Below are 20,132 nucleotides of genomic sequence, written 5' to 3'. Positions count from 1 at the left end.
GGACAGCTCCACATCGGCCTCGATCCGATACCCGCCCACCCACACAGACGACTCGGCCACGGGCTCGCTCACGGCGCGACCACCCTCCTCACCGGACGCCGGCCACCGCGCCCGCCACATCGGCGGTATCCGGTTCGGGTGTGCGGTCCCCGGCCAACGAGGCCGGCATCTGGATCCGCAACCCGACCAACAGGCGCGGGCTCCACACCCGCTCAGCACCCAGACCGACCAGCAGCTTGTTACGCCGCAACCACGCCACCGCCGCATCAGTCTGGGCGGACCCGATCCGGGCCCGCAGCTCGCGGGTGATCGTCCCGTGGGCCCGGTGCGAACCCAGCAACACCTCGGCCACCGCATCCACCGCCTCACGCATCTGGGCCTCGGGGGCGAGCCGGTCACATACCGTCCTGATCCGCGTCGCCAGGGGCTTGCGGTCGGCCGGGTGAATCTGGGCATCCGCCACCGGCTGCAGCTGTAGGTCCACCCGGTACCACGCCCACGGCCCCGACCCGGAGGTCTTCTTTTTCTTCTTCTTGTCATACAACGTCCCGGTCATCGGCCCGGCCGGGTCGACGACCAGCACGACCGCCGCTTTCGGGACGTTCTGCCGCGCCGTCGTGAGGTAACCCGACCACTCCGTTTCCACCGTGAAATCAGCGAGTGTCAGGCCCGCCGTCTCCGCGAGTGCGGGCAGCCCGTCAATACCGCCGGGCAGGTCGTGGCGGGCCCGCACCTGCAGCGGCAGGCGAGCGTCGCCGAATACCGACTTCGCCGTCAACGACGACCCGACCTTCAGCGATCCAACCTGCTTCGCAGGGACCACCGCGGCACGTTTCGTCCCGTCCTGCAACCGACGCAACGCACCCGGACCGAACAGCAACACCACCGTCTCGGGCCCTGACTTCGGCTTCAGCTCAGGCTTGGGTGCTGGCACGGCCAGGGTGTTCGTGCCGGTGGTGAGCTCGTCGGCGGTCATCGGCGGCCCAGTCCGGCGAAGCGGCTGTAGTGCAGCTGGTGGGCCACCGCGATGGTGCGGGTGGGGCCGCCCCGGTTCTTCGCCAGGATCAGATCGGCCTCCCGGCGCGGGGGTCGTTGTGGTCGTAGGCGTCGGGGCGGTGCAGCAGGATCACGATATCGGCGTCTTGTTCCAGTGCGCCGGACTCGCGTAGGTCCGATAGCACGGGTCGTTTGTCGGCTCGTTGTTCGGGTCCGCGGTTGAGCTGGGATAGCGCGATCACCGGGACGTCGAAGTCTTTCGCCAGCACCTTCAGCTGTCGGGAGAAGTCGCTGACCTCGACTTGCCGGTTCTCCACCCGGCTACCGGAGGACATGAGTTGGAGGTAGTCCACGACGATCAGGTCCAGGCCGTGGCGGGCCTGCACCCGGCGCGCCTTCGCCCGGATCTGGGAGACCGTTGTGGTCGCGGTGTCGTCGATGAACAACTCGCCACCGGCGAGGACCCGGGTCGCGGCGGCGGTGATCCGCTCGTAGGCGACCTGATCGAGCGCATGTGGGGTGCGGAGATCCGAGACCCGGACTCGCGCCTCCGCGGCGATGATCTTGTCGCGGATCTCGGATTCGGACATTTCCAGGGAGAAGATCACGCTGGTCTTGCCGTGCCGGACTGATGCTGCCCGCACCATGTCCAGGGCCAGGGTCGATTTCCCGAGCCCGGGGCGGGCGGCGATCACGATCAGCTGGCCGGGTTTCCAGCCGCCGGTGACCTCGTCCAGGTCGTCCAGGCCGCTGGGCAGCCCGGGTTCACCCCAGCCGGCTTGCAGGCCGTCCAGCCCGGCGAGCCACGCGGCGTGACCGGATCCGAACGCGACACACCCAGCGGAATCATCATGCACAGCCGACACGCCGTCCAGCGTAGAACGAGCCCGGTCAATGACCCCGCTGATTTCCCCCGACTGCACGCCGATGTGGCCGAGTTGTTGGATCCGGATCCCGGATTCAACCAGGCGGCGCAGCGTCGCTTTCTCGGCCACGATCTCGGCGTAGTAGGCGGCGTTCGCCGCGGTCGGTACGGCCGCGATCAGGGTGTGTAGAGACGCCGCGCCACCGATCCGACCCAGCTCCCCGCGACGGTCCAACTCGGCGGCGACCGCGACCGGATCCGACGGCTCCCCGCTGGCATCGAGGCCGCAGATCACCTGATAGACGGCGGCATGTGCGGGCCGGTAGAAATCCCGGACCGTCACCGTCTCGGTGACCTCCCCGACCACCTCAGGCGAGAGCATCATCGCCCCGAGCACCGCCTGCTCGGCGACCAGATCGTGCGGCGGCAACGGCCCCGCACCCGACTCCGAGGCCGGTGTCGAGGTGCTCACGCGGTCACCGCCGAGCTCTGACCGGGACGGCAGGCCGGGCACGGCACACACCGGCCGTCGCCCCCGTCGACCGTCCGCATCACCGCACCGTCACCGGCACGGGCCTCACACATCCCACACGCCGCCGACGACTCCGAGGTCTCGACCTGCTCAGGAACGGAGACCGGGTCGACGCCAGCAGCCGCCGGCTGATCCTGCGTGGCCTGTTCCGGGCGTTGAGAGCGCCGCTGTGGGCCGTCGCGGCGGACTGGAGGGTCGAGCAAGGGCAGCGGGGTCTCGGCCAGTGGTTCCGCAGTCAGAGCGCGGCGTCGGCGAGCGAGGTGGCGGGTGAAGGCGTTCACGACGTAGACGACCGGGGCGCCCTTCGCCTCCGACAACGCCGCCTGCCCGATCACTGCCGCCTCGACCAACGACAGCCCGTGCACGGACACGGCCTCACAGATCGCGGCCTGGACCTGATCAGCATCCGCCGGGGTCAACCGCCACCCCGTCTTGCCCCGAGCCTGCGCCCACGCCACCCACGGCAACCGACGTACCACCTCCCGAGCCTCGACCCCCAGCGACACATCCAGCGCCTCATCGACCGGCTCGGTGAGTGCCTCGGTGAATGCCTCGGCCCGGCCATCGAGCCCAGTGCGCTCGGCGAGACCGCCCGCCCCGAGACCGACCGCCTCGACAACCGAACCGCCGCGACCGAACCCGGCTGGCGCGGCCGCCGCGGCGCTCGGAGCGGGCGGCGGAGCCGACCCGCGCGCGAGCGCGCTCGATCCTTCGATCTCTCTCTCTTCGAGAGAGATCGAAGATCTCTCGATCTGAAGGTGTCCCCGAAAACGGGGGACAGTCCTGACCTGCACAAACTCTGACTGTCCCCGGAATCCGGGGACAGTCGGCTCACCCTGTCCCCCGATCTCGGGGACAGCTCCGACCAGGGCGAACTCTTCCTGTCCCCGGATCTCGGGGACAGGACCTTCGACCTGTCCCCGAGATCCGGGGACAGTGCTGACCTGCGGCGATCGGGAACGGTCTGGGCGAGGCCGTGGGATGGTGTGACGCCCCGCGCGGGGCGTCTTCCCGGTCGCTTCGACGTCCCGGTAGACCGCGTCCCGCGCCGCGGTGAACGCGGCGTCGGCCTCGGTCAGCGTCGCCGCGCCGCGGTAGCCGGCCGGCGGGTGCAGACTGACCGCGAACCGGTCCGGGACCGGACGGCCGCGGCCGTCGCGGCGCTGCCGACGGCGACCGGTGTCCGGGTCGGCACCACCGTCGTAGACGGTGAGGAATCCGATCTCGATCAACTCGGCCAGGATCGGGGCGAGCTTGTCCGCGCGACCGACACCGACGTGATAGGCCAGCCGTTCACGATCGAGCACCGGGGCCTGATCACCGGCCGGGCGCATCGTGGCCATATCGGCCAGGACCTCCGCCGCAACCCGCGCGGCCGGGGACACACCGCTGTAATGCACCCACCGCGGCGAGAGCCCGATGCTCGTCGCCGACGCCACACCCACGGTGAACGGCTCCCGACCGGCCACCGCCGGCGCGGCGCGGTGTGGGGAGTTCCTCCAGGGCGTGCTCATCGCACACCACCCGTCGATGCGGAGACCCACAGGTCAACAGGTGTAAACGGCTCGTGGCCGGGGTGGCCGGGGTGGCCGGGGTGGCCGGGGTGGCCGGGGTGGCCGGGGTGGCCGGGGTGGCCGGTCATAGGTAGAGTTCTCCTATCTCAGCCTCACGGCTGGTTGGATGGACGACTGGCGGCCCTTTTCCTTGGTGGGTGGGGGCCGTTTGTCGTATTCGGGGGACAGACAGTAGTCAGGTCGCTCGCGGTCGCCACATCCGCCCCACCGGCCCGGTCGCGGCAGCGACGCCGACGCTGGTAGGTCTGCGGGCGGGCGGATCACGAACATCTCCGATCCCCCGCCGCGGACGCTGCGGTACCGGGGATGCCGCGGCGCAGGTGGTGTCGTTGGTTCGCTGACAGTCCGCCCCAGATCCCGTACTGCTCGCCGGTGGCCAGGGCGTATTCCAGGCACGGGAGCCGGACCGGGCACAGCGTGCAGATCCGTTTCGCGGTATCGGCGGGCTCGCCAGGTTCGGGATAGAAGACACCCGGGTCGGTCTGGGCACAGAGTCCAGCGCCCGGCCAGGACACGTCCGTCATACCGGACGACATGATGACCTCCGCTCCTTCACGGTCAAGCGATGACGTGCCTGCTCATCGGCAGGCGCTCTGCAGCGCGTGGGCGCGCTGCGCGGTGACGGTGAGCTGGTAGCGGGCCGCGACTCGGACGAAGTCGTGGGCGTAGGCACACGCGTCGACCGGGGGCATCCAGTGCTCGGGGCCGTGGTCGGACTTCGACCTGTTGACCTGCGCGGTGGTCGCGCGCAGGTTGTCCGGGTCGTTCGCGAACTCCTCACGCCGGGCATCGGTCCAGGCATGCGCGCCGGACCGATGCGCCAACGCGAGCGGGATGACGTGATCGACATCGAGGTCACGGGTCGGGCCGGTCACGGTCTGCCCGCTGTAAGGATCCCGCAGCGTCCCCACTGTCACGTCACAGCCACGCGTGACCGTCGTCTGGGTGAGGTCGCGGGCCAGGACAGCGTCGCGGACATCGCAGCCCGGCCCGACCGCCAGCGCCCAGCCGGGACCGAACGCGTCGCGGCGGTAGTCACGCCCGTGCCGGTCCGGGGCGACCCGCAGCCCGGACACATCCACCGGCCCGGCCGCAGTCACCATCTCCGCCGACCCCGCCGCGCCTGAACCGGTGTCGGTGTCGGTGTCGTCGCGGAGGGCCCAGACCTCGACCAGTACGAACACGGTCAGGGCGAGGGCTGCCATCAGCAGCGTCGCGGCCCGCCGTTCCCCGACCGGGCTACGCCTGCGCACCTGATTCATCCGGGTCATGATGTCGAGTCCTGCTCATCCCGATCATCCGGGGTTCGATCATCCAGGGTGGCCTGGTAGCGGCCCCGGGCGACACGACTGATGCGGCCGCACCCGATCAGCGTGTCGAGGGCGTCGTGCACGGCGGCCTTCGACACGGTCGCCGCGTCCACCAGGTTCCCGGTCGTGGCGGTCCCGCCCTGGATCAGAGCGAGGACCTCGGCCTGCACCGGCGACAACACGACCTCCGCAGCAGCAGCTGACAGAGCGGCGGTGTCGGCACCACCGGCGCCGGTGGTGCGGGTGCCCCACGCGGCTCGCCGCGGGCCGCCCGGAAAGCCGGCCGGGCCGGGCCCGTCAGTGTCGAGGAGGTGGTGGGTGCCACCGAGCCCGCCGACCTGCCACCGCCCGCCCACCGCCGGGCCGAGCACGCTGGTGATCGCGGCGTCGTCGAGTGGATGCAACTCCGGCTGGTTGAAGTAGCGGTCGAACGCGGTCGAGGCGGTCAACGCCGGCGCCGGGAGGCCTTTGCTGACCATCCGGGCCGCGTCCGCGTCCGAGGGCAGCCAGTCCCAGCGGACCGGCGCGTCCAGGTGGGCGTGTACGGCCATCCCGGGCACCGGCCGCCGCGGCCGGGCATCGTTGAGCGGGAGCTCGGCCGGGTCGAACAGCAGGCCCGGCACCAGATCCGAGGATGATTTCGAGTTGGTGCGGAACGCGATCACCTGCGCCGCGAACGCCGACCGGGCATGGTCCCCGCCCCACGCTGCTTGTCCTTGGGACTGGTTGAGCCCGACCAGCCAGATGCCCAGGGCGCGGACGGTGTTGACGGTCTCGGTCCAGAGTGCGGCGACCTTCGGGTCGTGGGCGACGAAGGAGTACTCGTCGTGCAGGAACATCCACCCAGGGACGTCCTGGCTGGGGAAGATCAGATCGGAGCCGGCCTCGGCGGCGATCTGTGCGCGCGCGGCCAGGATCGCAGTGACCAGCCGCGGCAACGCGAGGACGTTCTGTTTGCCGATGACCGCGACCCGCGCCCGTGTCGCGAGGGCGGTGGAGGAGTTCCCTTTCGGATCGGCATACAGCAGGTTCAGGACGCCGGTCGACAACGCCGAGGTCACCAGGATGTTCGTAGCGCCGGACTTCCCGCCACCGGTCGACCCGAGCACCGCGGTCGGGACGGTGCCGCCGTCATCCCACATGAGCACATCGACCTCGCCGGACCCGTCGATCGACCGGCCGACACCCTTGATCACGCCGTCGGCCACGCGTGGCGCGGTGAACAACCGGGTCTGCGCGACCGGGTCGGTGTGGATGATCGTCAACCGCGCCCGCGCCGCACCTTCCCCACGGCGCCCGGGCGCGAACAGGACCCGGTCGGCGTCGAGCCCGAGCCCACCGGCCAGGCGTACCCGATGGGAGACCAGGTCATCGAGGGTGTGTGTCCCGCGGGCCAGGACCACATCGAAACACGTCGTGTATGCGTCGTCGGTGCGGTTGGTCAGGCGTGACCCGGGGACCTTCCCGTTCCTGGCGGCGTTGGTCTCCGCCCACGCCAAGCAGTACCGGTCGTGCTCCGGGTCCGGCGGCGCGACCGCAGGCAACTGCTGCGGCGGCGTCAACGCCGCAACCCGCGGCCCGATCGGGTGTGCCCGCCACCAGCGGGCACCGATCGCTGTGGTGCCGAGGACCGCGGCGGCGGCGAGTAGCGGCGACGGGCCGGCCGCGGCGAGGTGATAGGCCAGAACTGATGCACCCGCACCACTACCGGCCAGCTCGGGCCACCACCGCCCGACCGCCGACCGGTAGCGGGCAGCGACCACCGCAGCTGCACCCAACGGCACCGCCGCGGCGGGCGCGGCGAGGACCGCCGGGTCCGCACCGGCCACCGCCGCCAGCCCGGCGCCGAGCCAGTGCCCACCCATCCCGGCCACACCACCAAGTGCGGCCGGGATCCACGGCCACCGCCGCCGTCGGTTCCGGGCCGCAACCAACACCCGACGCGCGTTCTCCACCCGATCATCACCACCAGCCGAGGCCGCCGCTGCCACGTCGTCGGCGCCGGGCACGACCGTTCCCTTCACCCGCGACCAGAGCACGCCCAGCACTGCACCCGAGCCGGGTGCAGTCGTCGTGTCGTCGACAGCACCGTCGCGGTCGCGGGCGGTCTGTCGGGATTGCGGCCGCGCCTCGGCCCGCTGCGCCGCGAGCCGGGCAGCATGCTCGAACCGCGTCTTCCGCGTGATCGTCGGAACAGACTTCGACCGGGTCATGACCGTCCTTCCTTCTTCTACTGGTCAGAACCGTGCTGATGGAGCCGGAGCGCCCGCCCACACCACCCGTGGTGTGGGCGGGACTCGAAACCCACCCGCTAGTCAGCCGTGGCCCAGGGACGCCTTCGACGCCCGCGTGATCATGTGATTGGCGGTCAGGGCGTCACGCACGATCTGCCCACCCACACCGATCCGCTCCGCCACAGCCGACAGGTTGTCGATCACCGCACCGACATGGGTGCCCGCACCGTCGAGGCCGTCCAGGCCGGTCCAGCCGTGACCTTCGAACTCGTCCACCAGCGAGCGGTGAGTGCCGATGAGCTGTTCCAGGTCTGAGGCTGCGTCCCGCAGAGCGGCTGAGAGGAACTCGTAGTTCCCGTCCACGTCCAGTGTCGCCATCACCGTCATCTCCATTCTGTTTCGGTGTGTGTGCTGGTCAGGTGCCGGTTAGAGGACGGCGTGCGGGCCGGGCACGTACGGGGCCTGGTCGTAGGCGTCCCGGCCTCGGTCGCCCTGGGCGCGCATCTGCTCGGCCAGGCCCCGGTACAGGCCCTCGGCGGCGTTCAGCCCCGACAGCGAATCGGCGAGGGGCCCGGTGACCTGGTCGCCCCAGCCGTCCCCGGACAGCCGGTCGGTGAACGCCGAGAGCTGGGTCTGGTAGACGCCACACGCGTCCGCCGCGGCGATCAACCGCGCTACCGCTGCCTCATACATCCCGTCTCCTCCGGAAGAAGTAGTTGTGCTGGTAGCCGTCGGCGAGGACTCTGCTGCCGGGGCCGTGCCAGACGGAGACGACGACGGCGCCGCCTCCGGGGCAGTGCTGGGAAAGTCGTCGAGGTCGACGCCGCCGTCCTCATCCGGGACCGGGCGGGCCACCGGAACCTGCTCCGCCACAGGCGGGGAAGGCAGGCCGGGATCATCGGTCGCCACCACCGCACCACCCGATGCCCCGGCAGCGGGACAAGTGGCGTGTCGCCGTCGACCCCACGGCTCCGAGCTCTTCGCCCCCGCAGGCCCGGCCGAACCGGTACCGATCGCCGAGCTGGCGCCGCTCGCGCTGCCGGAGCCCGCGACGGGGAGCAGGCCGCGGGCCTGGGCCCACCGGGCCCGCGCACGATCCGCCCTGTCGAGGCGACGCTGCTGGGTAGTGCGCCACCGCTCGTCCCGGGACGGCGCGGTCTCGTCGAACCAGGCACGGCGCCGCGCGGCGCGGTGTTCGGCCCGGTGTTGGGCGGCCCGGCAGGCCTCGGTCCAGCGGGAGGCGACCAGCAGTCCGAACGCGCCCTGCCCGGTCGGGCGCCCCGAGCTGGTGCGGGCCCCGCCGCCGGCGTTCTCGTGGCGCATGCGGGCTCGGGTGAGGCCGGGTGGTTCTTTGCCGTTGCTGTAGGCGGCGGTGTCGGTGCGGCCCTTGGTCACGAAGAACGCGACCACGACACAGGTCAGGAAGAACGCCTCCATCAGCCGCTCCTCTCTTCTCTAGTGTCGTATCGGCCTGCATCGACCGAGGTCGAGGACATCGACGGCATCAGGTGAGGGATGCCGCGAGCGCGGCGATGAAGGTGTCCGCGGCGCTGTACAGCCGCGGGACACCCGCCAGGACGGTGCCGACCAGGGCCAGGGCGGCGACGACCATCAGCGACTTCGTCCTGGTTGCCGCGGTGATCCCGGCGCCGCGTAGGCGGCTGTAGGCCCACAGCCCGGCGGCGGCCGCTACGGCGCCGACCGCGGAGACGCCGACGAGTTGGGCGGTGGCCTGCCCGGCCCCGGTCAACGCACCACCCGACAACGCGGTGAACAGCCCACCGAACCAGCCCGCGGACGCGCCGCCGACGCCGAACCCGCCGACCACCGCCAACACAGCGGCGACCTTCTCCCAGTCCACGCCCTTGCCGGGCACATCCAGATAGACCAGGACGATCGCCAGGATCAACGCTAGGGCGCCGAGCGCGGGCATCGACGACGGAATGAACATCGACCACGACACGATGAACCGCCTCCTTCAGATGGCGAGGGCGAGTAGGACGACCACGACAACCGTGATCACGAAGCCGGACGGCTTGTCCCGGATCACGTTCGCCAGCCAGTCCAGCGGGAACACCATCGCCAGGGCGGCCAGCGTCAGCGCCGCGTGCACGGCTCTCACCAGCTGATTGCTGGAGGTGGTCCAGTCACCGGCCCGCGAATACGCCCAGGTCTGGGCATACGACGGCGGCTGCTCGTTCCACCGCGGCCGCGCCTCCACCAGATCGCTGATGGCCTGGGCGATGCGCTGGTCCCACGGCGCCAACGGCTTCACGGCCGGCTCCGCCGGTGCAGCCGTCTGGTCCTCGCCGCCGGTGGGCGGCGCGGTGTTCGGGTCGACGATGTAGAGACCCGGACGATCCGGAGCGCCCTCGACCTTCTGCTCGTCCTGGTGCTGGTCAGATGCGGGCTGCGGCACGACGACCACCTCCCACCCGCTGCCGATGGCAGCGGCTACAGGTCCGCGGCAGCACACCGCCATCCCGTGGAATCTCGATCGACCTGCGACACACCACACACCGGGCACGCACCTGCATCACCGACCACCGCCAGCAGCAGGAACGGCGGCCTGGCGCTGCTCGCGGCGGGCCTGCGCCCGCTCGGCCTGACGCTGCTTCGCTCGCACTGCCTTGTGAGCGGCAGCCTCCTGGCCGGCGTGGAGCTCGACGAACAGGTCGGCCAGGTCGTCGGCGATGCGATCGATCCGCCGCATGACCTCTGGCGACCCGGCCCGGTTCTTAGGAAGCGTCGCTCGCACGGCGGCGAACGCCGCGATCAAGCGCTCGACCGGCGTGGACGCCTGCCCGTACGCCGATACGAACATGTCCCGGCGGACTTGACTGCGACGCAACACCGCATCCGCACGCCGAGCACTCAGAGCAGGCAGATGAACCGTCCCCGCCGAGGTCGACATCAGGCCGCCACCGCCCGACCGTCAACCGCCGCGACGGCGGCGATGGCTACGTGCCGCTGAGCGGTGCGCTCCTCGCGGGTCGTGCCGCCCCACACGCCGTACTCGCCCGTCGCTGTCGCCCACTCCCGGCACGCGACACGCACCGGGCAGCCCGTGCACACGAGACGAGCCTGCAGCACACCCAGTTCACTGACCGGGAAGAACACCTCCGGGTCGACATCGAGACAGTGCCGTGCTGGATGGGACGACAACTCGACCGGGACCGGAGCTCCAGGCCCCGGATCGTCGTCAAAGACAGGACTACGCTCGACCACGTGGGTCACCTCTTCGCACTCTGGGTGGCCTACAAGGGCCTCGGCGGCTCTCAACCCGCCGAGGCCCAACCACTCAACTTATGTAGCCAATGCAGGAACTGGAAGTTCTTACATCGACCACCTCAGCTTGCAGGGGGCTGGCACGCAAGTCAAGCCCCCGCCTGCGGCAGCGCCGGAGCTGCAGCCGACAGTGGAGGGGGCGACCAGTCCCCACCAAGGGCAGCCTTCACAGTCAGAGCAGCCCGCTAACTCAGAGTCCATAACGAGACAACATTCAGACGCAACGGGGGGGGCGTGACTTCTCGCCAGAACAATCCCTGGGCCCAACTCGGCGCACGCTTGCGAAAGTTCCGCCTCACAGCGGGAATGTCTGGGCGAACATTAGCCGACGCCATCGGATGTGACCAATCGCGAGTCAGTCGGATCGAATTAGGGAAATCGCACGTCACCAAACAAGAGACACAGGAATGGCTTCGAGCCACAAGGGCCCCCTCTGACTCCCTAGCGGAGCTGCTCGCAGAAATCGACGCCGCGCCAAGGAAGTCAGCGCCGCAGCGCAATTCAAGCCTAAATGGATGGCAGGCGCGGCGCGGCGACGTCGAATCCATCGAACTCGAGGCCGCATCCATCCTAACCTGGCACAGCTCTTTCGTGCCAGACCTTCTTCAGTCAGCCGCATACATGCGCCACTTTTTTCACTCTACCACCTACAGCTCGAAGCGAACCATAGCCGTCAAAATTGCGGAGCGTATCGACCGCCAAAACATCCTCTACACTTTTCCCCGAAAGATGGAGGTCGTCGTAACCGAATGTCTACTCAGGCAGAAGTTTGGTGGAACTCATGTGATGGTCGACCAGCTGGACAGAATCACCTCGCTAGCCAAGCGCAATTTGATCACTCTTTCCATTCTGTCCGGAAATGTCGAACTTGATCCTGCATATGGATTGGACGCAGTCGTCTACATGGCCCCCAATGAGGGGGCTAGCAACTTGGCCCTTAGTCCCGGCCAGAGCCACGCCAACGAGGACCACGAAAGTGTGCAGCGGCACATCAACCAGTTCCGCACCTACCAGCGGCACAGCTGGCGTGGTGACCAGGCGATCGAGGTCGTCGAGAGCATCGCTCGGGAGATGAACAGCGGCGGGTCCGGCACCAGCGCCGGCGGCGAGTGTGACGGCGTGTGATTGTCCAGTTGTCCAGTGGACAACGAGACTGGGCGTGCTAGTGTGCGTCCTACGCGCGCCCGGGCCCGGGCGCGCGTAGGACGCCGAAATTCAGCTGCTTGTCCAGTCTTTGTCCAGTGGTTTGTCTACCTGCTGGACAAGCACAGAACGTGACGTAGGCAAGCGCGCCGGTTGCCTGGCTCGGTTCTTTCAGGGTGCTTCCTGGTGCGTCGCCGCCCGGGGCCGTCTGCTCGTGACTTGACGCCACGCCCCATCGCGATCGCGATCGCGATCGCCGAGCCCCACCGCGATCGCGATCGCCACCCATCGCGATCGCCACCGCGATCGCGATCGCCACCCATCGCGATCGCCACCCATCGCGATCGCCACCGCGATCGCGATCGCCACCCATCGCGATCGCCACCGCGATCGCGATCGCCACCCATCGCGATCGCCACCGCGATCGCGATCGCCACCCATCGCGATCGCCACCGCGATCGCGATCGCCACCCATCGCGATCGCCACCCATCGCGATCGCCACCCATCGCGATCGCCACCGCGATCGCGATCGCCACCCATCGCGATCGCCACCGCGATCGCGATCGCCACCCATCGCGATCGCCACCGCGATCGCGATCGCCACCCATCGCGATCGCCACCGCGATCGCGATCGCCACCCATCGCGATCGCCACCGCGATCGCGATCGCCACCCATCGCGATCGCCACCGCGATCGCGATCGCCACCCATCGCGATCGCCACCGCGATCGCGATCGCCACCCATCGCGATCGCCACCGCGATCGCGATCGCCACCCATCGCGATCGCCACCGCGATCGCGATCGCCACCCATCGCGATCGCCACCGCGATCGCGATCGCCACCCATCGCGATCGCCACCGCGATCGCGATCGCCACCCATCGCGATCGCCACCGCGATCGCGATCGCCACCCATCGCGATCGCCACCGCGATCGCGATCGCCACCCATCGCGATCGCCACCGCGATCGCGATCGCCACCCATCGCGATCGCCACCGCGATCGCGATCGCCACCCATCGCGATCGCCACCCATCGCGATCGCCACCCATCGCGATCGCCACCCATCGCGATCGCCACCGCGATCGCGATCGCCACCCATCGCGATCGCCACCGCGATCGCGATCGCCACCCATCGCGATCGCCACCGCGATCGCGATCGCCACCCATCGCGATCGCCACCGCGATCGCGATCGCCACCCATCGCGATCGCCACCGCGATCGCGATCGCCACCCATCGCGATCGCCACCGCGATCGCGATCGCCACCCATCGCGATCGCCACCCATCGCGATCGCCACCGCGATCGCGATCGCCACCCATCGCGATCGCCACCCATCGCGATCGCCGAGCCCCACCGCGATCGCCGAGAAGTTCAAGAGGGTGTACAGTGGTGGGTGTTCGTCTCTGGAGGTGTTGGGTTGTTCCCGCCGCGTCGTTCCGTGCCTGAACCGCTATTGCCGCCCAGTCCCACCGCAGTCCGGGCGTTGCGGGTTATCCGGGAGATCGTCGACGGCGCGACCGGGTCGGAGGCGTCGGTGCAGACGGTGGTGGATCTGCTTCATATTCACCGGGCTGCGTATGAGGCGGTGGATCCTGCTTTGTATGTCGCGGTCCGGCGGACCCGGTCGGTGTCATTCGGGCGGATGGCGGAGCTTGTAGGGATGTCTCGGGGAGCGATCCAGCTCCGGGTGGATAATGGGGACCCGGCGAAACCCGCTCGGACCGGGAAGTCCCGTCAGTATCGTCAACGAATCGCTGAACGTGACACTGTCCGCGGCCCCCAGGAAAGAGGTCAGGCATGACTGTTCGAGAGTTCCGTCCTTCCGGAGCAACATCATCAGCCGGGTCTCCGACGTCGTGGATGGCGCAGCACGCGCGTGACCGCCGGGAATCCCGCGCTCTGGAAGCGCGTCTGGCGCGAGAAGACGCTGACGCCGCCGCGCGCCGGAAGATCGCCGAACAGAATGCCCGCGAGAAACGAGACCGGATCGCGCGAGACGCCGCCCAGCGCCGGAAAGCCGAGCAGCGCAAGACCCGGGCAGAAACCCGATCCGATGCCCGGCAGGCGGCACTGTCGTGGTTGGACGCGCACGTGGTGGAGTTACTGATCTATCCGATCGCGGTGCTGTCGTTCGCGCTAGCCGCTCCGGCGATGGCCGCCTACGGGAGCGTGATCTTCGGGGCGACCGGGTTCCTGCTGGCCGGGATCACGGAGCTGGGGATGTGGGCCTTCGCCCTCGCTGTTGTCGCATCCCGGCACCGACACCCGCACCGGCCTGTGGCCGGTCTGCGAGTCGGGGTGGTCGTGTTCTCCCTCGGAGCAGCCGGGATGAACTTCACCCACGGCCTGCACAAGGCCGGCGGCGGGTGGACGGTCGCTCTGGTGATGGCCGTCGTGTCGGTCGCCGGGATCGTCGCGCACCAGCTAACCCTGGCCGGGGCCCCGCGCTCACGCGCCGAGCGCCGCGCCGACCAGTTGGCCGCGCGGGCCGCGGTCAAGATCGACCGTGCCCAGCACGCAGCGTTACGCGCGGCCGCGATCGTCATCGCCGCCGACGGCACCGCGCAGCTCGTCTATCACGACGGCACCTACCACCTCGACCGCCGCCACCGGCTCATCTCTCCGACGGCTCCCACCAAGAACTCACCGTCGCCGGGAGCCCCGGCCGGACCGGAGATCGCTGCTGATGACGCGGTCGAGACAGGCAGCGTACACACAGGCCCCGTGAACGCCGACAGCGAGGCGACGCTGGTCCTGCCTACCGTGGTGCGCGCTGAATCCGGTGAGGACGAGACCACCGACCACGACGCGGCTGCTGATCACACTGTTGACCACGCGGTCGAGACCCCGGAGTGGACTGCCCGCTACGAGGCGTTGCCGGGCGAGACGAAGCTGGCCAAGGCCGAGCTGTTCTTGACTCAGTCCTGGGACCACGGACACGAACCGGCCCTGGCCCGAGTCGACCGCATGATCGACGCCCCCCGCACGGCAACGGCCGCGAAACGCAATCTGCGGGCCCGCGGCATCCTTCCCCCCTCCGAACGCGTCACCGCCGCGACTGCGAAGCAGACGGGCTCACAGACGGACTCAGCGAGCACCCGGACCGAGACTGGTCTGGTGAGCGTGAACGCGCTACTCGGTCGTAGCAAGCCTGCATGACCAACCGCAGGTGACCGGTTCCGCAGGCCGTCAGCGCCAGGTCATGGTGAGCGGGCCTTGACCCCGGATCTTGGACACGGGGTCAAGGCCCCAGGGCGGCGCGGCCGCGCACGACGGTGTCGGCCTCATCCGCCGCAGCAGCAGCGGAACGGTCCGGGCCGGACATCCAGGTCGGCCAGGGCAGCAGATCGCCCTGATCGTCGGGGGCGTTGCGTGGTGTGTCCATGCGCGCACTGTGCGTGTCCGGGCTGCGGGGACGCCAGCGGTGGCGCTGGTTGTCACCAGCACGTGATCCCGGCGCAGCCGTGCCGTCGATGCACGCCGGGCGGTTATCTCCATGCTTTCGGTGTCGGCGGTAGTGGGTGATCCGGGCGGGTGGTGTGCTGGTTGGTGCGGCGGGTGGCGAGTTCGGCGAGGTGGGCGCGGATCTCGGCGCGGGCTGCCGCGCCCGGGACAGGTCCCCCGGTCTGAGCGGCCTTGGCGGCGTGTGCGGTGAGGTACTGGCGGTGTCGGGTGATCCGGTCGGTGGCGCGGCCGTCATGGTCGCAGCGCAGCGAGTGCTCGTAGGTGTGGCCGGTGTCGGGATCGATGATGTGGCCGTAGTCGTCGCAGTCGGTGCAGGCCGCCCGGGCTTCCCGTGCCCGGTGCGCGGTTTCAGATCGTTTCTGGGCGGCCTGGGCGGCCTGGGCGGCCTGGGCGGCCTGGGCGGCCTGGAGGTCTCGGAGGGCTTCGTGGTGGCGGCGGGCTGCTCCGCAGCCTCTACAGGGTCGATCGTGGGGGTCGGGGTGGGCGAGGTGGCGGGGGCATTTCCAGGTCTCGGGCCGGTCCGGGTCCGGAGTGGCGGCGATCGCGGGTAGTACGACCTGCTCGGCCGCGGCCGGTGCGGTCGCCAGCGGTCCGGCGGTGGGCTGCGCGGTGAGCGCGGTGGTCAGCTGTGCGGCGACCTGGGCCAGGGCCGCGGTCACCGCACCTAGCTCGCTCACCAACGACGCCTCCGGGCCGGCCGCGGACGGGGTCGAGGGCTGTGCCGCGGTCGGCTCCGGTCCGGCTCCTCCGGGTCGGGGCTCTGGTCGAGAGCTCCGGGGGGGGCCAGGCTCAGCCACCTGCTCGGCCGGTCGGCTTGCGCGCTCGCGCGTCCCCCCCCTGTTCGTCTTGTTCTCATCCCTTTTTTCGGATGACCCATCATCCGAAAAAAGGGATGATCCCCCAAACGGGTGATCCAATTTTAGGGATGACCCCCCGTGACCTGCGGATGTATGCGGGTGGCGGGGGGTGCGGCGGGTCGCCGGGCACGATCTCGCGGCCTGGGCGGCGGGTGGTGGGGGCCCGGACGGGGCGTTCGCGGCGGCCTCCGCGGCGGCCCGTGCTGCGACTCGAGCGCGGTGCTCGTAGAGCTCCTGGAAGCTGGCCAGGCCGGTGTAGCCGGGCGGCGGAGCGAGGTGGACGGTGTAGATGTTGCGCCGCCCGGTCGCGGTCGTGGCGGTCTCGACATCGACCGCGCCGATCGCTTGGAGCTCGCGGATCGCGGCGATCACGGAGTCGATCTTGCGCAGGCCGATCGTGTCGGCCATCCCCCGCAGACCGGGCCAGGCCCGGTCATCGCCCTGGGCGACGTTCACGTGCCCGCGCAGCAAGTTGTAGACGTGCACCGCCCGCGAAGACACCCCGGACAGCGCCACGAAGTCCCCGACCATCGAGAACGGGAACCCACGCCCCTCCCGCAAACCATCCTCGGCCTCATCACACCCAGGCCGGGTCATCACCAACGCGCTCACCGCACACCCCCAACCAGGACGCTGACGGCCAGGTCAGCAGACACAAACGGGACAACCACCACCGGTGGTGCGTACGCCTGGTCGAGGTCGAGGTCGAGGTCGACCAGTCGGCGAGTCATGAGTACGCTGCCTCCTATCTCCTCGAAGGGCCCGCTTCGGCGGGCACTTCGCGAGTCAGAGCAACCGAGTCGGATGCTCGTGGTGGGCTGCGGCGCCTTGGCTCTGGCAAAAGACAAGGGCGGCGCAGTCATTGCTTGAGTGCAGACGGTAGCGGGTCGAGTCCCGACGGGATCGCCCGCTACCGCCTGCCCCAGGATCACGCGGATCCACCGGCCCTACGCCGCCCGCGCCGTAGCTGGCCCCACACGGCCCGCAGCGGCGCTGTCACCCGAGTTGATCGGGTCGCTGTCGAGACATCCCGCCGCGCGGTAGTCGTCCTCGACTGCTTCGAGATCCTGTCGCCCGGCGGCGGTGGGCGTGAGCCAGTAGGTCGCACAGTCCCCGCAGACCAGCGCCTCTACCTGGCCGAGCATCAGCGCCCGCGGCGCTTGTGTGCAGGTCGGGCACCGGTAGCTGCTGGTGGCGTCGTCCCACCGCAGACCGCTCACGTCGGTCATCCTGGGGCCGTTCGGGAAAGTCGAGTAGTTGTTCATGCTGCTGTGTCTCCGTTGCTGTCGTGTCGTGCCTGTCGTCGGGGTGGTGTGAAGCCGCGTTCGCCGAGGCGCCAGGTCAGCTGCCCGGTCGTGTACTCGCGATCGCTGTCGGAGCCGCGCGCGGAATGCGGTGGTGTCGACCAGGTGCGCCGTCACGTGGCCGTCAGCGACCAGGACCCCGCGCTGATCGCGCGCAGCCACGATGAAGTGACATCGGTGACTGGTGGTGCTGATGCGTCGTGCGGTGACGTGGAGGCGGTCTTCCGGGGATCGACGGCGCCCGATGCGCCACCTCGACCCGGGTGCCGACCGGTGTCTGCCCGGCCTGGGCGTGGCGTCGGAGGTAGGTCAGGCACGGTGCTTCGAGGAGGCCGACGAGGTAGCCGGTGGCGAACACTGCTTCTCCGGTCCGGAACGCCCAGAGGCGCGGGTGCAGGTCGGGGACGAGCTGGTCGTGCGGGACGACGTAGATCAGCGACGCGGTGTCGTCGCGGTCGTCGCGGGTGTCGGCGCTGACGTCCGCGGTGGTTCGGTCGTGCCCGATCGTGGTGGGTTGCGGTCGGGTGGTGGTCACCATCGGAAGAGGTCTCCGTGCAGGTAGAAGCGCCAGTCGTCGGTAGTGAGGCCGTGGGCGCCGGTGCGCAGGTGGTAGGACATGCCCGGCCCGCGATAGGCCCGGTCCGTCGGCGGCGGCCAGGTACTGTCGGGGAGTCCGGTGCCGGGCAGTCCGTAGAGCGCCCACACCGGTTCAGCTGTTCGGTAGGCGGCGTGTTCGCCCTGCGGGTCCGCCGTGACGTCGTCGGTGGCGGAGGCGACGACCAGGCGGCCGGGCGCGATCAGCGCGAGGAGTTGGTGCTGGTCGACCGGCAGCGCGTCGGGGCGGCCGGCGTAGGTGCGGTAGGCGGGTGGGAACCAGTGCGGGAACGCGCTGGTCAGGGCGTCGATGGACTCGCCTCGTCCGGTGTCAGCGAGCTTCGCCCCGGCGGCGCCGGAGTTGTTGGAGATCACGACCGGGAACCGCGGGTCCTGGGCGCCGGCCCACAGCGCGGCCTTGCCGCTGCGGGAGTGCCCGATCACCGCAACCCGTGCCGGGTCGACACCGGACCGGGTGGCGTCGTCGGTGTGCAGGTAGTCCAGGGCGCGGGACGCGGCCCAGGCCCACGCGGCGATCGTGCGCCCCGCGGTGTCGGGCAGCTCGGTGCCCGCCGGGTGGAAGGCGCTGATGACGCCGTCCCGGTAGCGGTCGAGGTCGTCCGGTGCGACCTCGACCGCATCCAGGACGGCGAGCGCGTGACCAGCACCGGTGATCTGGGCGATCGGCGCGTAGTCGCTGTCCGAGCCGGTGTCGGTGACGGCGCCGCGGTGATCGATCAGCAAGAATGTCCCGTGGACTTCTCGCTCGACTTTCTCGCGCGGTGGGTGTGAACAGGCGCAGGGTGAACCGGGCCGCCCCGACCGGGCCGGTCACTTCGATGACGATCTTCTTCCCGACCGCCCCGTCGTCAGTGGCGCCGAGGTCGGTGACGTCGAAGGTCATGTCGTCCGGGGCGGGCAGCGGGTGGCCGTAGACGTGTTCACCGAACGCCTCGAGGAGCTGCGGGCGGTGTTGGGTCTCCCACGCACCGAGGGTGTCGGGATGTGACCCGCCGGTAACCAGTGGGTTGCCCGGTAGGTCCGGATCACCGCTAGTGTCGGGTTCCGGATCCGACGTGCGGGTCGTGTTGTGGGGTGTCGTCGTCACCGCGGTCGTGGTGCCGGGCCGGGGATCGGCGCGGGTGCCGGCGCCGCCGAGGCCGGCACCCGCGCAGACCACCACCGCCACAACAACGCCAGCGACTGCGCTGGCTCGGGTGGTGGCGCGACTGACACTACGGGCCAGTAGCACGCTGCTACGCGGGGAAGGTGAGTCGTGGGGAGTCGGGCGCAACGTCGGAAGACGGCGCGGGTGGTGGAGCGGCGTAGTAAGAGGTCATTTCAGAACGAGGTCGACGTGTCTGTTGTAGACGACAAGCGGCTATCTGACCTGCCGTTTGATCTGTCGTCGAGGGGTCAATGGAAACTCGACAAGTCGTTCTGAAACGACCTCTAAGCAGATCGACCGGGTGCGGTTGAGCGGGCGTGCGGCTGCTGAGGATGTTGTCGAGCATCTGGGGGTCGCCGTAGTATCCGGGAATAATCGGGCGGATATGGCTGGGTAGGCTCCTGACCAGGGGGTTTCTGGGGTTCTGGTCGGGAGGTTGTCGGGTGGTCGCTCCGGTGTTCACAGACGTCGAGCTGGAGAGGCTGCGGCGGTTCCCGGAGATCGGCCGGGAGGAGTTGTTCCGGTTCTTCACGCTGGCCCCGGCGGACGTTGCGTTTGTTGATCCCGGTCGGGGCCGGGCGCGGCGGATCGGCTGGGTCTGGCGGTCGCGGTGTGCTCGTTGTCGTGGTTGGGGTTCGTGCCGGATGAGGTGGCGTCGGCGCCGCAGGCGGCGGTGGTGCGCCTGGCTGAGCAGTTGCGCGTGGATCCGGCCGTGATCGGTTCGTATGGGCGCCGGGCGAAGACCCGCACCGAGCATCTTCGGCTGGCGGCGCAGTATCTGGGGTGGCGGCCGCCGACGACG

The 20,132-nt window shown here is 69.8% G+C and carries 24 protein-coding genes; 5 read left to right on the top strand and 19 right to left on the bottom strand.

The window, feature by feature from the left end; translation table 11 throughout:
* Positions 1 to 88: 88 nt before the first annotated feature.
* The 12 genes from KPF47_RS12380 to KPF47_RS12325 form a co-directional block, all read right to left on the bottom strand.
* Positions 89 to 976, bottom strand: a complete 888-nt coding sequence (locus KPF47_RS12380; protein ID WP_224389025.1) for a hypothetical protein — start codon at positions 974 to 976, stop codon at positions 89 to 91.
* Positions 977 to 1,064: 88 nt separating this feature from the next.
* A complete protein-coding gene (gene dnaB / locus KPF47_RS12375) occupies positions 1,065 to 2,333 on the bottom strand; it encodes a replicative DNA helicase (protein WP_224389024.1) in 1,269 nt (422 codons plus the stop codon).
* Positions 2,330 to 3,907, bottom strand: a complete 1,578-nt coding sequence (locus tag KPF47_RS12370) for a hypothetical protein (protein ID WP_224389023.1) — start codon at positions 3,905 to 3,907, stop codon at positions 2,330 to 2,332. Before KPF47_RS12370 ends, dnaB begins: the two co-directional genes overlap by 4 nt.
* Before the next feature lie 320 nt (positions 3,908 to 4,227).
* Positions 4,228 to 4,491, bottom strand: coding sequence for a WhiB family transcriptional regulator (locus KPF47_RS12365; protein WP_255659578.1), 264 nt, complete (start codon positions 4,489 to 4,491; stop codon positions 4,228 to 4,230).
* Positions 4,492 to 4,545: 54 nt separating this feature from the next.
* The gene (locus tag KPF47_RS12360; protein WP_224389022.1) at positions 4,546 to 5,238 is read right to left on the bottom strand and encodes an HNH endonuclease family protein; all 693 of its coding nucleotides are present in this window, start codon (positions 5,236 to 5,238) and stop codon (positions 4,546 to 4,548) included.
* Positions 5,235 to 7,490 carry a hypothetical protein gene (locus tag KPF47_RS12355; RefSeq protein WP_224389021.1) on the bottom strand — a complete coding sequence of 752 codons (2,256 nt, stop codon included), beginning with the start codon at positions 7,488 to 7,490 and terminating at the stop codon, positions 5,235 to 5,237. Before KPF47_RS12355 ends, KPF47_RS12360 begins: the two co-directional genes overlap by 4 nt.
* A gap of 102 nt (positions 7,491 to 7,592) precedes the next feature.
* Positions 7,593 to 7,892 carry a hypothetical protein gene (locus KPF47_RS12350; protein ID WP_224389020.1) on the bottom strand — a complete coding sequence of 100 codons (300 nt, stop codon included), beginning with the start codon at positions 7,890 to 7,892 and terminating at the stop codon, positions 7,593 to 7,595.
* A gap of 45 nt (positions 7,893 to 7,937) precedes the next feature.
* Complete coding sequence (locus KPF47_RS12345) at positions 7,938 to 8,948, bottom strand: hypothetical protein (RefSeq protein ID WP_224389019.1); 1,011 nt, start codon at positions 8,946 to 8,948, stop codon at positions 7,938 to 7,940.
* Positions 8,949 to 9,015: 67 nt separating this feature from the next.
* Complete coding sequence (locus tag KPF47_RS12340; RefSeq protein ID WP_224389018.1) at positions 9,016 to 9,462, bottom strand: hypothetical protein; 447 nt, start codon at positions 9,460 to 9,462, stop codon at positions 9,016 to 9,018.
* Positions 9,463 to 9,489: 27 nt separating this feature from the next.
* Positions 9,490 to 9,930: a hypothetical protein gene (locus KPF47_RS12335; RefSeq protein ID WP_224389017.1), complete on the bottom strand. Its 441-nt coding sequence runs from the start codon at positions 9,928 to 9,930 to the stop codon at positions 9,490 to 9,492.
* 117 nt (positions 9,931 to 10,047) lie between these two features.
* On the bottom strand, positions 10,048 to 10,425 hold the full coding sequence (locus tag KPF47_RS12330; RefSeq protein WP_224389016.1) for a hypothetical protein: 378 nt from the start codon (positions 10,423 to 10,425) through the stop codon (positions 10,048 to 10,050).
* Entirely contained in the window at positions 10,425 to 10,739 is a 315-nt protein-coding gene (locus KPF47_RS12325) for a WhiB family transcriptional regulator (protein WP_308015386.1), read from the bottom strand. Before KPF47_RS12325 ends, KPF47_RS12330 begins: the two co-directional genes overlap by 1 nt.
* Before the next feature lie 294 nt (positions 10,740 to 11,033).
* Between KPF47_RS12325 and KPF47_RS12320 the strand changes: the two genes are divergently transcribed.
* Complete coding sequence (locus KPF47_RS12320) at positions 11,034 to 11,924, top strand: Scr1 family TA system antitoxin-like transcriptional regulator (RefSeq protein WP_224389015.1); 891 nt, start codon at positions 11,034 to 11,036, stop codon at positions 11,922 to 11,924.
* Between the two features lie 189 nt (positions 11,925 to 12,113).
* Here the strand turns inward: KPF47_RS12320 and KPF47_RS12315 are convergent, their stop codons facing one another.
* A complete protein-coding gene (locus tag KPF47_RS12315; protein WP_224389014.1) occupies positions 12,114 to 13,139 on the bottom strand; it encodes a hypothetical protein in 1,026 nt (341 codons plus the stop codon).
* A gap of 663 nt (positions 13,140 to 13,802) precedes the next feature.
* Here KPF47_RS12315 and KPF47_RS12310 point away from each other — a divergent pair.
* On the top strand, positions 13,803 to 15,101 hold the full coding sequence (locus KPF47_RS12310) for a hypothetical protein (RefSeq protein WP_224389013.1): 1,299 nt from the start codon (positions 13,803 to 13,805) through the stop codon (positions 15,099 to 15,101).
* 82 nt (positions 15,102 to 15,183) lie between these two features.
* Here KPF47_RS12310 and KPF47_RS12305 read toward each other — a convergent pair whose 3' ends face one another.
* From KPF47_RS12305 to KPF47_RS12285, 6 genes are all read right to left on the bottom strand, one after another.
* A complete protein-coding gene (locus KPF47_RS12305) occupies positions 15,184 to 15,327 on the bottom strand; it encodes a hypothetical protein (protein WP_224389012.1) in 144 nt (47 codons plus the stop codon).
* A 103-nt stretch (positions 15,328 to 15,430) separates the two neighbouring features.
* Positions 15,431 to 16,084, bottom strand: a complete 654-nt coding sequence (locus KPF47_RS12300) for a hypothetical protein (protein WP_224389011.1) — start codon at positions 16,082 to 16,084, stop codon at positions 15,431 to 15,433.
* A gap of 788 nt (positions 16,085 to 16,872) precedes the next feature.
* On the bottom strand, positions 16,873 to 16,995 hold the full coding sequence (locus tag KPF47_RS38660) for a hypothetical protein (protein ID WP_255659577.1): 123 nt from the start codon (positions 16,993 to 16,995) through the stop codon (positions 16,873 to 16,875).
* Positions 16,996 to 17,211: 216 nt separating this feature from the next.
* Positions 17,212 to 17,484 (bottom strand): hypothetical protein, encoded by a 273-nt coding sequence (locus tag KPF47_RS12295; protein WP_224389010.1) that lies wholly within the window; start codon positions 17,482 to 17,484, stop codon positions 17,212 to 17,214.
* Between the two features lie 208 nt (positions 17,485 to 17,692).
* Entirely contained in the window at positions 17,693 to 18,106 is a 414-nt protein-coding gene (locus KPF47_RS12290) for a hypothetical protein (protein WP_224389009.1), read from the bottom strand.
* Positions 18,100 to 18,906, bottom strand: a complete 807-nt coding sequence (locus tag KPF47_RS12285) for a S9 family peptidase (protein WP_224389008.1) — start codon at positions 18,904 to 18,906, stop codon at positions 18,100 to 18,102. The genes KPF47_RS12290 and KPF47_RS12285 overlap by 7 nt, the downstream gene beginning before the upstream one ends.
* Positions 18,907 to 19,474: 568 nt before the next feature.
* Here KPF47_RS12285 and KPF47_RS38655 point away from each other — a divergent pair.
* The 3 genes from KPF47_RS38655 to KPF47_RS38645 all read left to right on the top strand — a co-directional run.
* Positions 19,475 to 19,606 (top strand): hypothetical protein, encoded by a 132-nt coding sequence (locus tag KPF47_RS38655; protein WP_255659576.1) that lies wholly within the window; start codon positions 19,475 to 19,477, stop codon positions 19,604 to 19,606.
* Positions 19,607 to 19,773: 167 nt separating this feature from the next.
* Entirely contained in the window at positions 19,774 to 20,046 is a 273-nt protein-coding gene (locus tag KPF47_RS40865; protein ID WP_374108836.1) for a DUF4158 domain-containing protein, read from the top strand.
* The coding region (locus KPF47_RS38645; protein ID WP_374108837.1) for a DUF4158 domain-containing protein at positions 19,968 to 20,132 on the top strand (165 nt) is incomplete at its 3' end. The genes KPF47_RS40865 and KPF47_RS38645, both read left to right, overlap by 79 nt.

Source organism: Pseudonocardia sp. ICBG1293 (assembly GCF_020131355.1).
GTDB lineage: Bacteria > Actinomycetota > Actinomycetes > Mycobacteriales > Pseudonocardiaceae > Pseudonocardia.
Note: the sequence above shows the minus strand (reverse complement) of the source record. Positions and strands in the feature narration are given on the sequence as shown.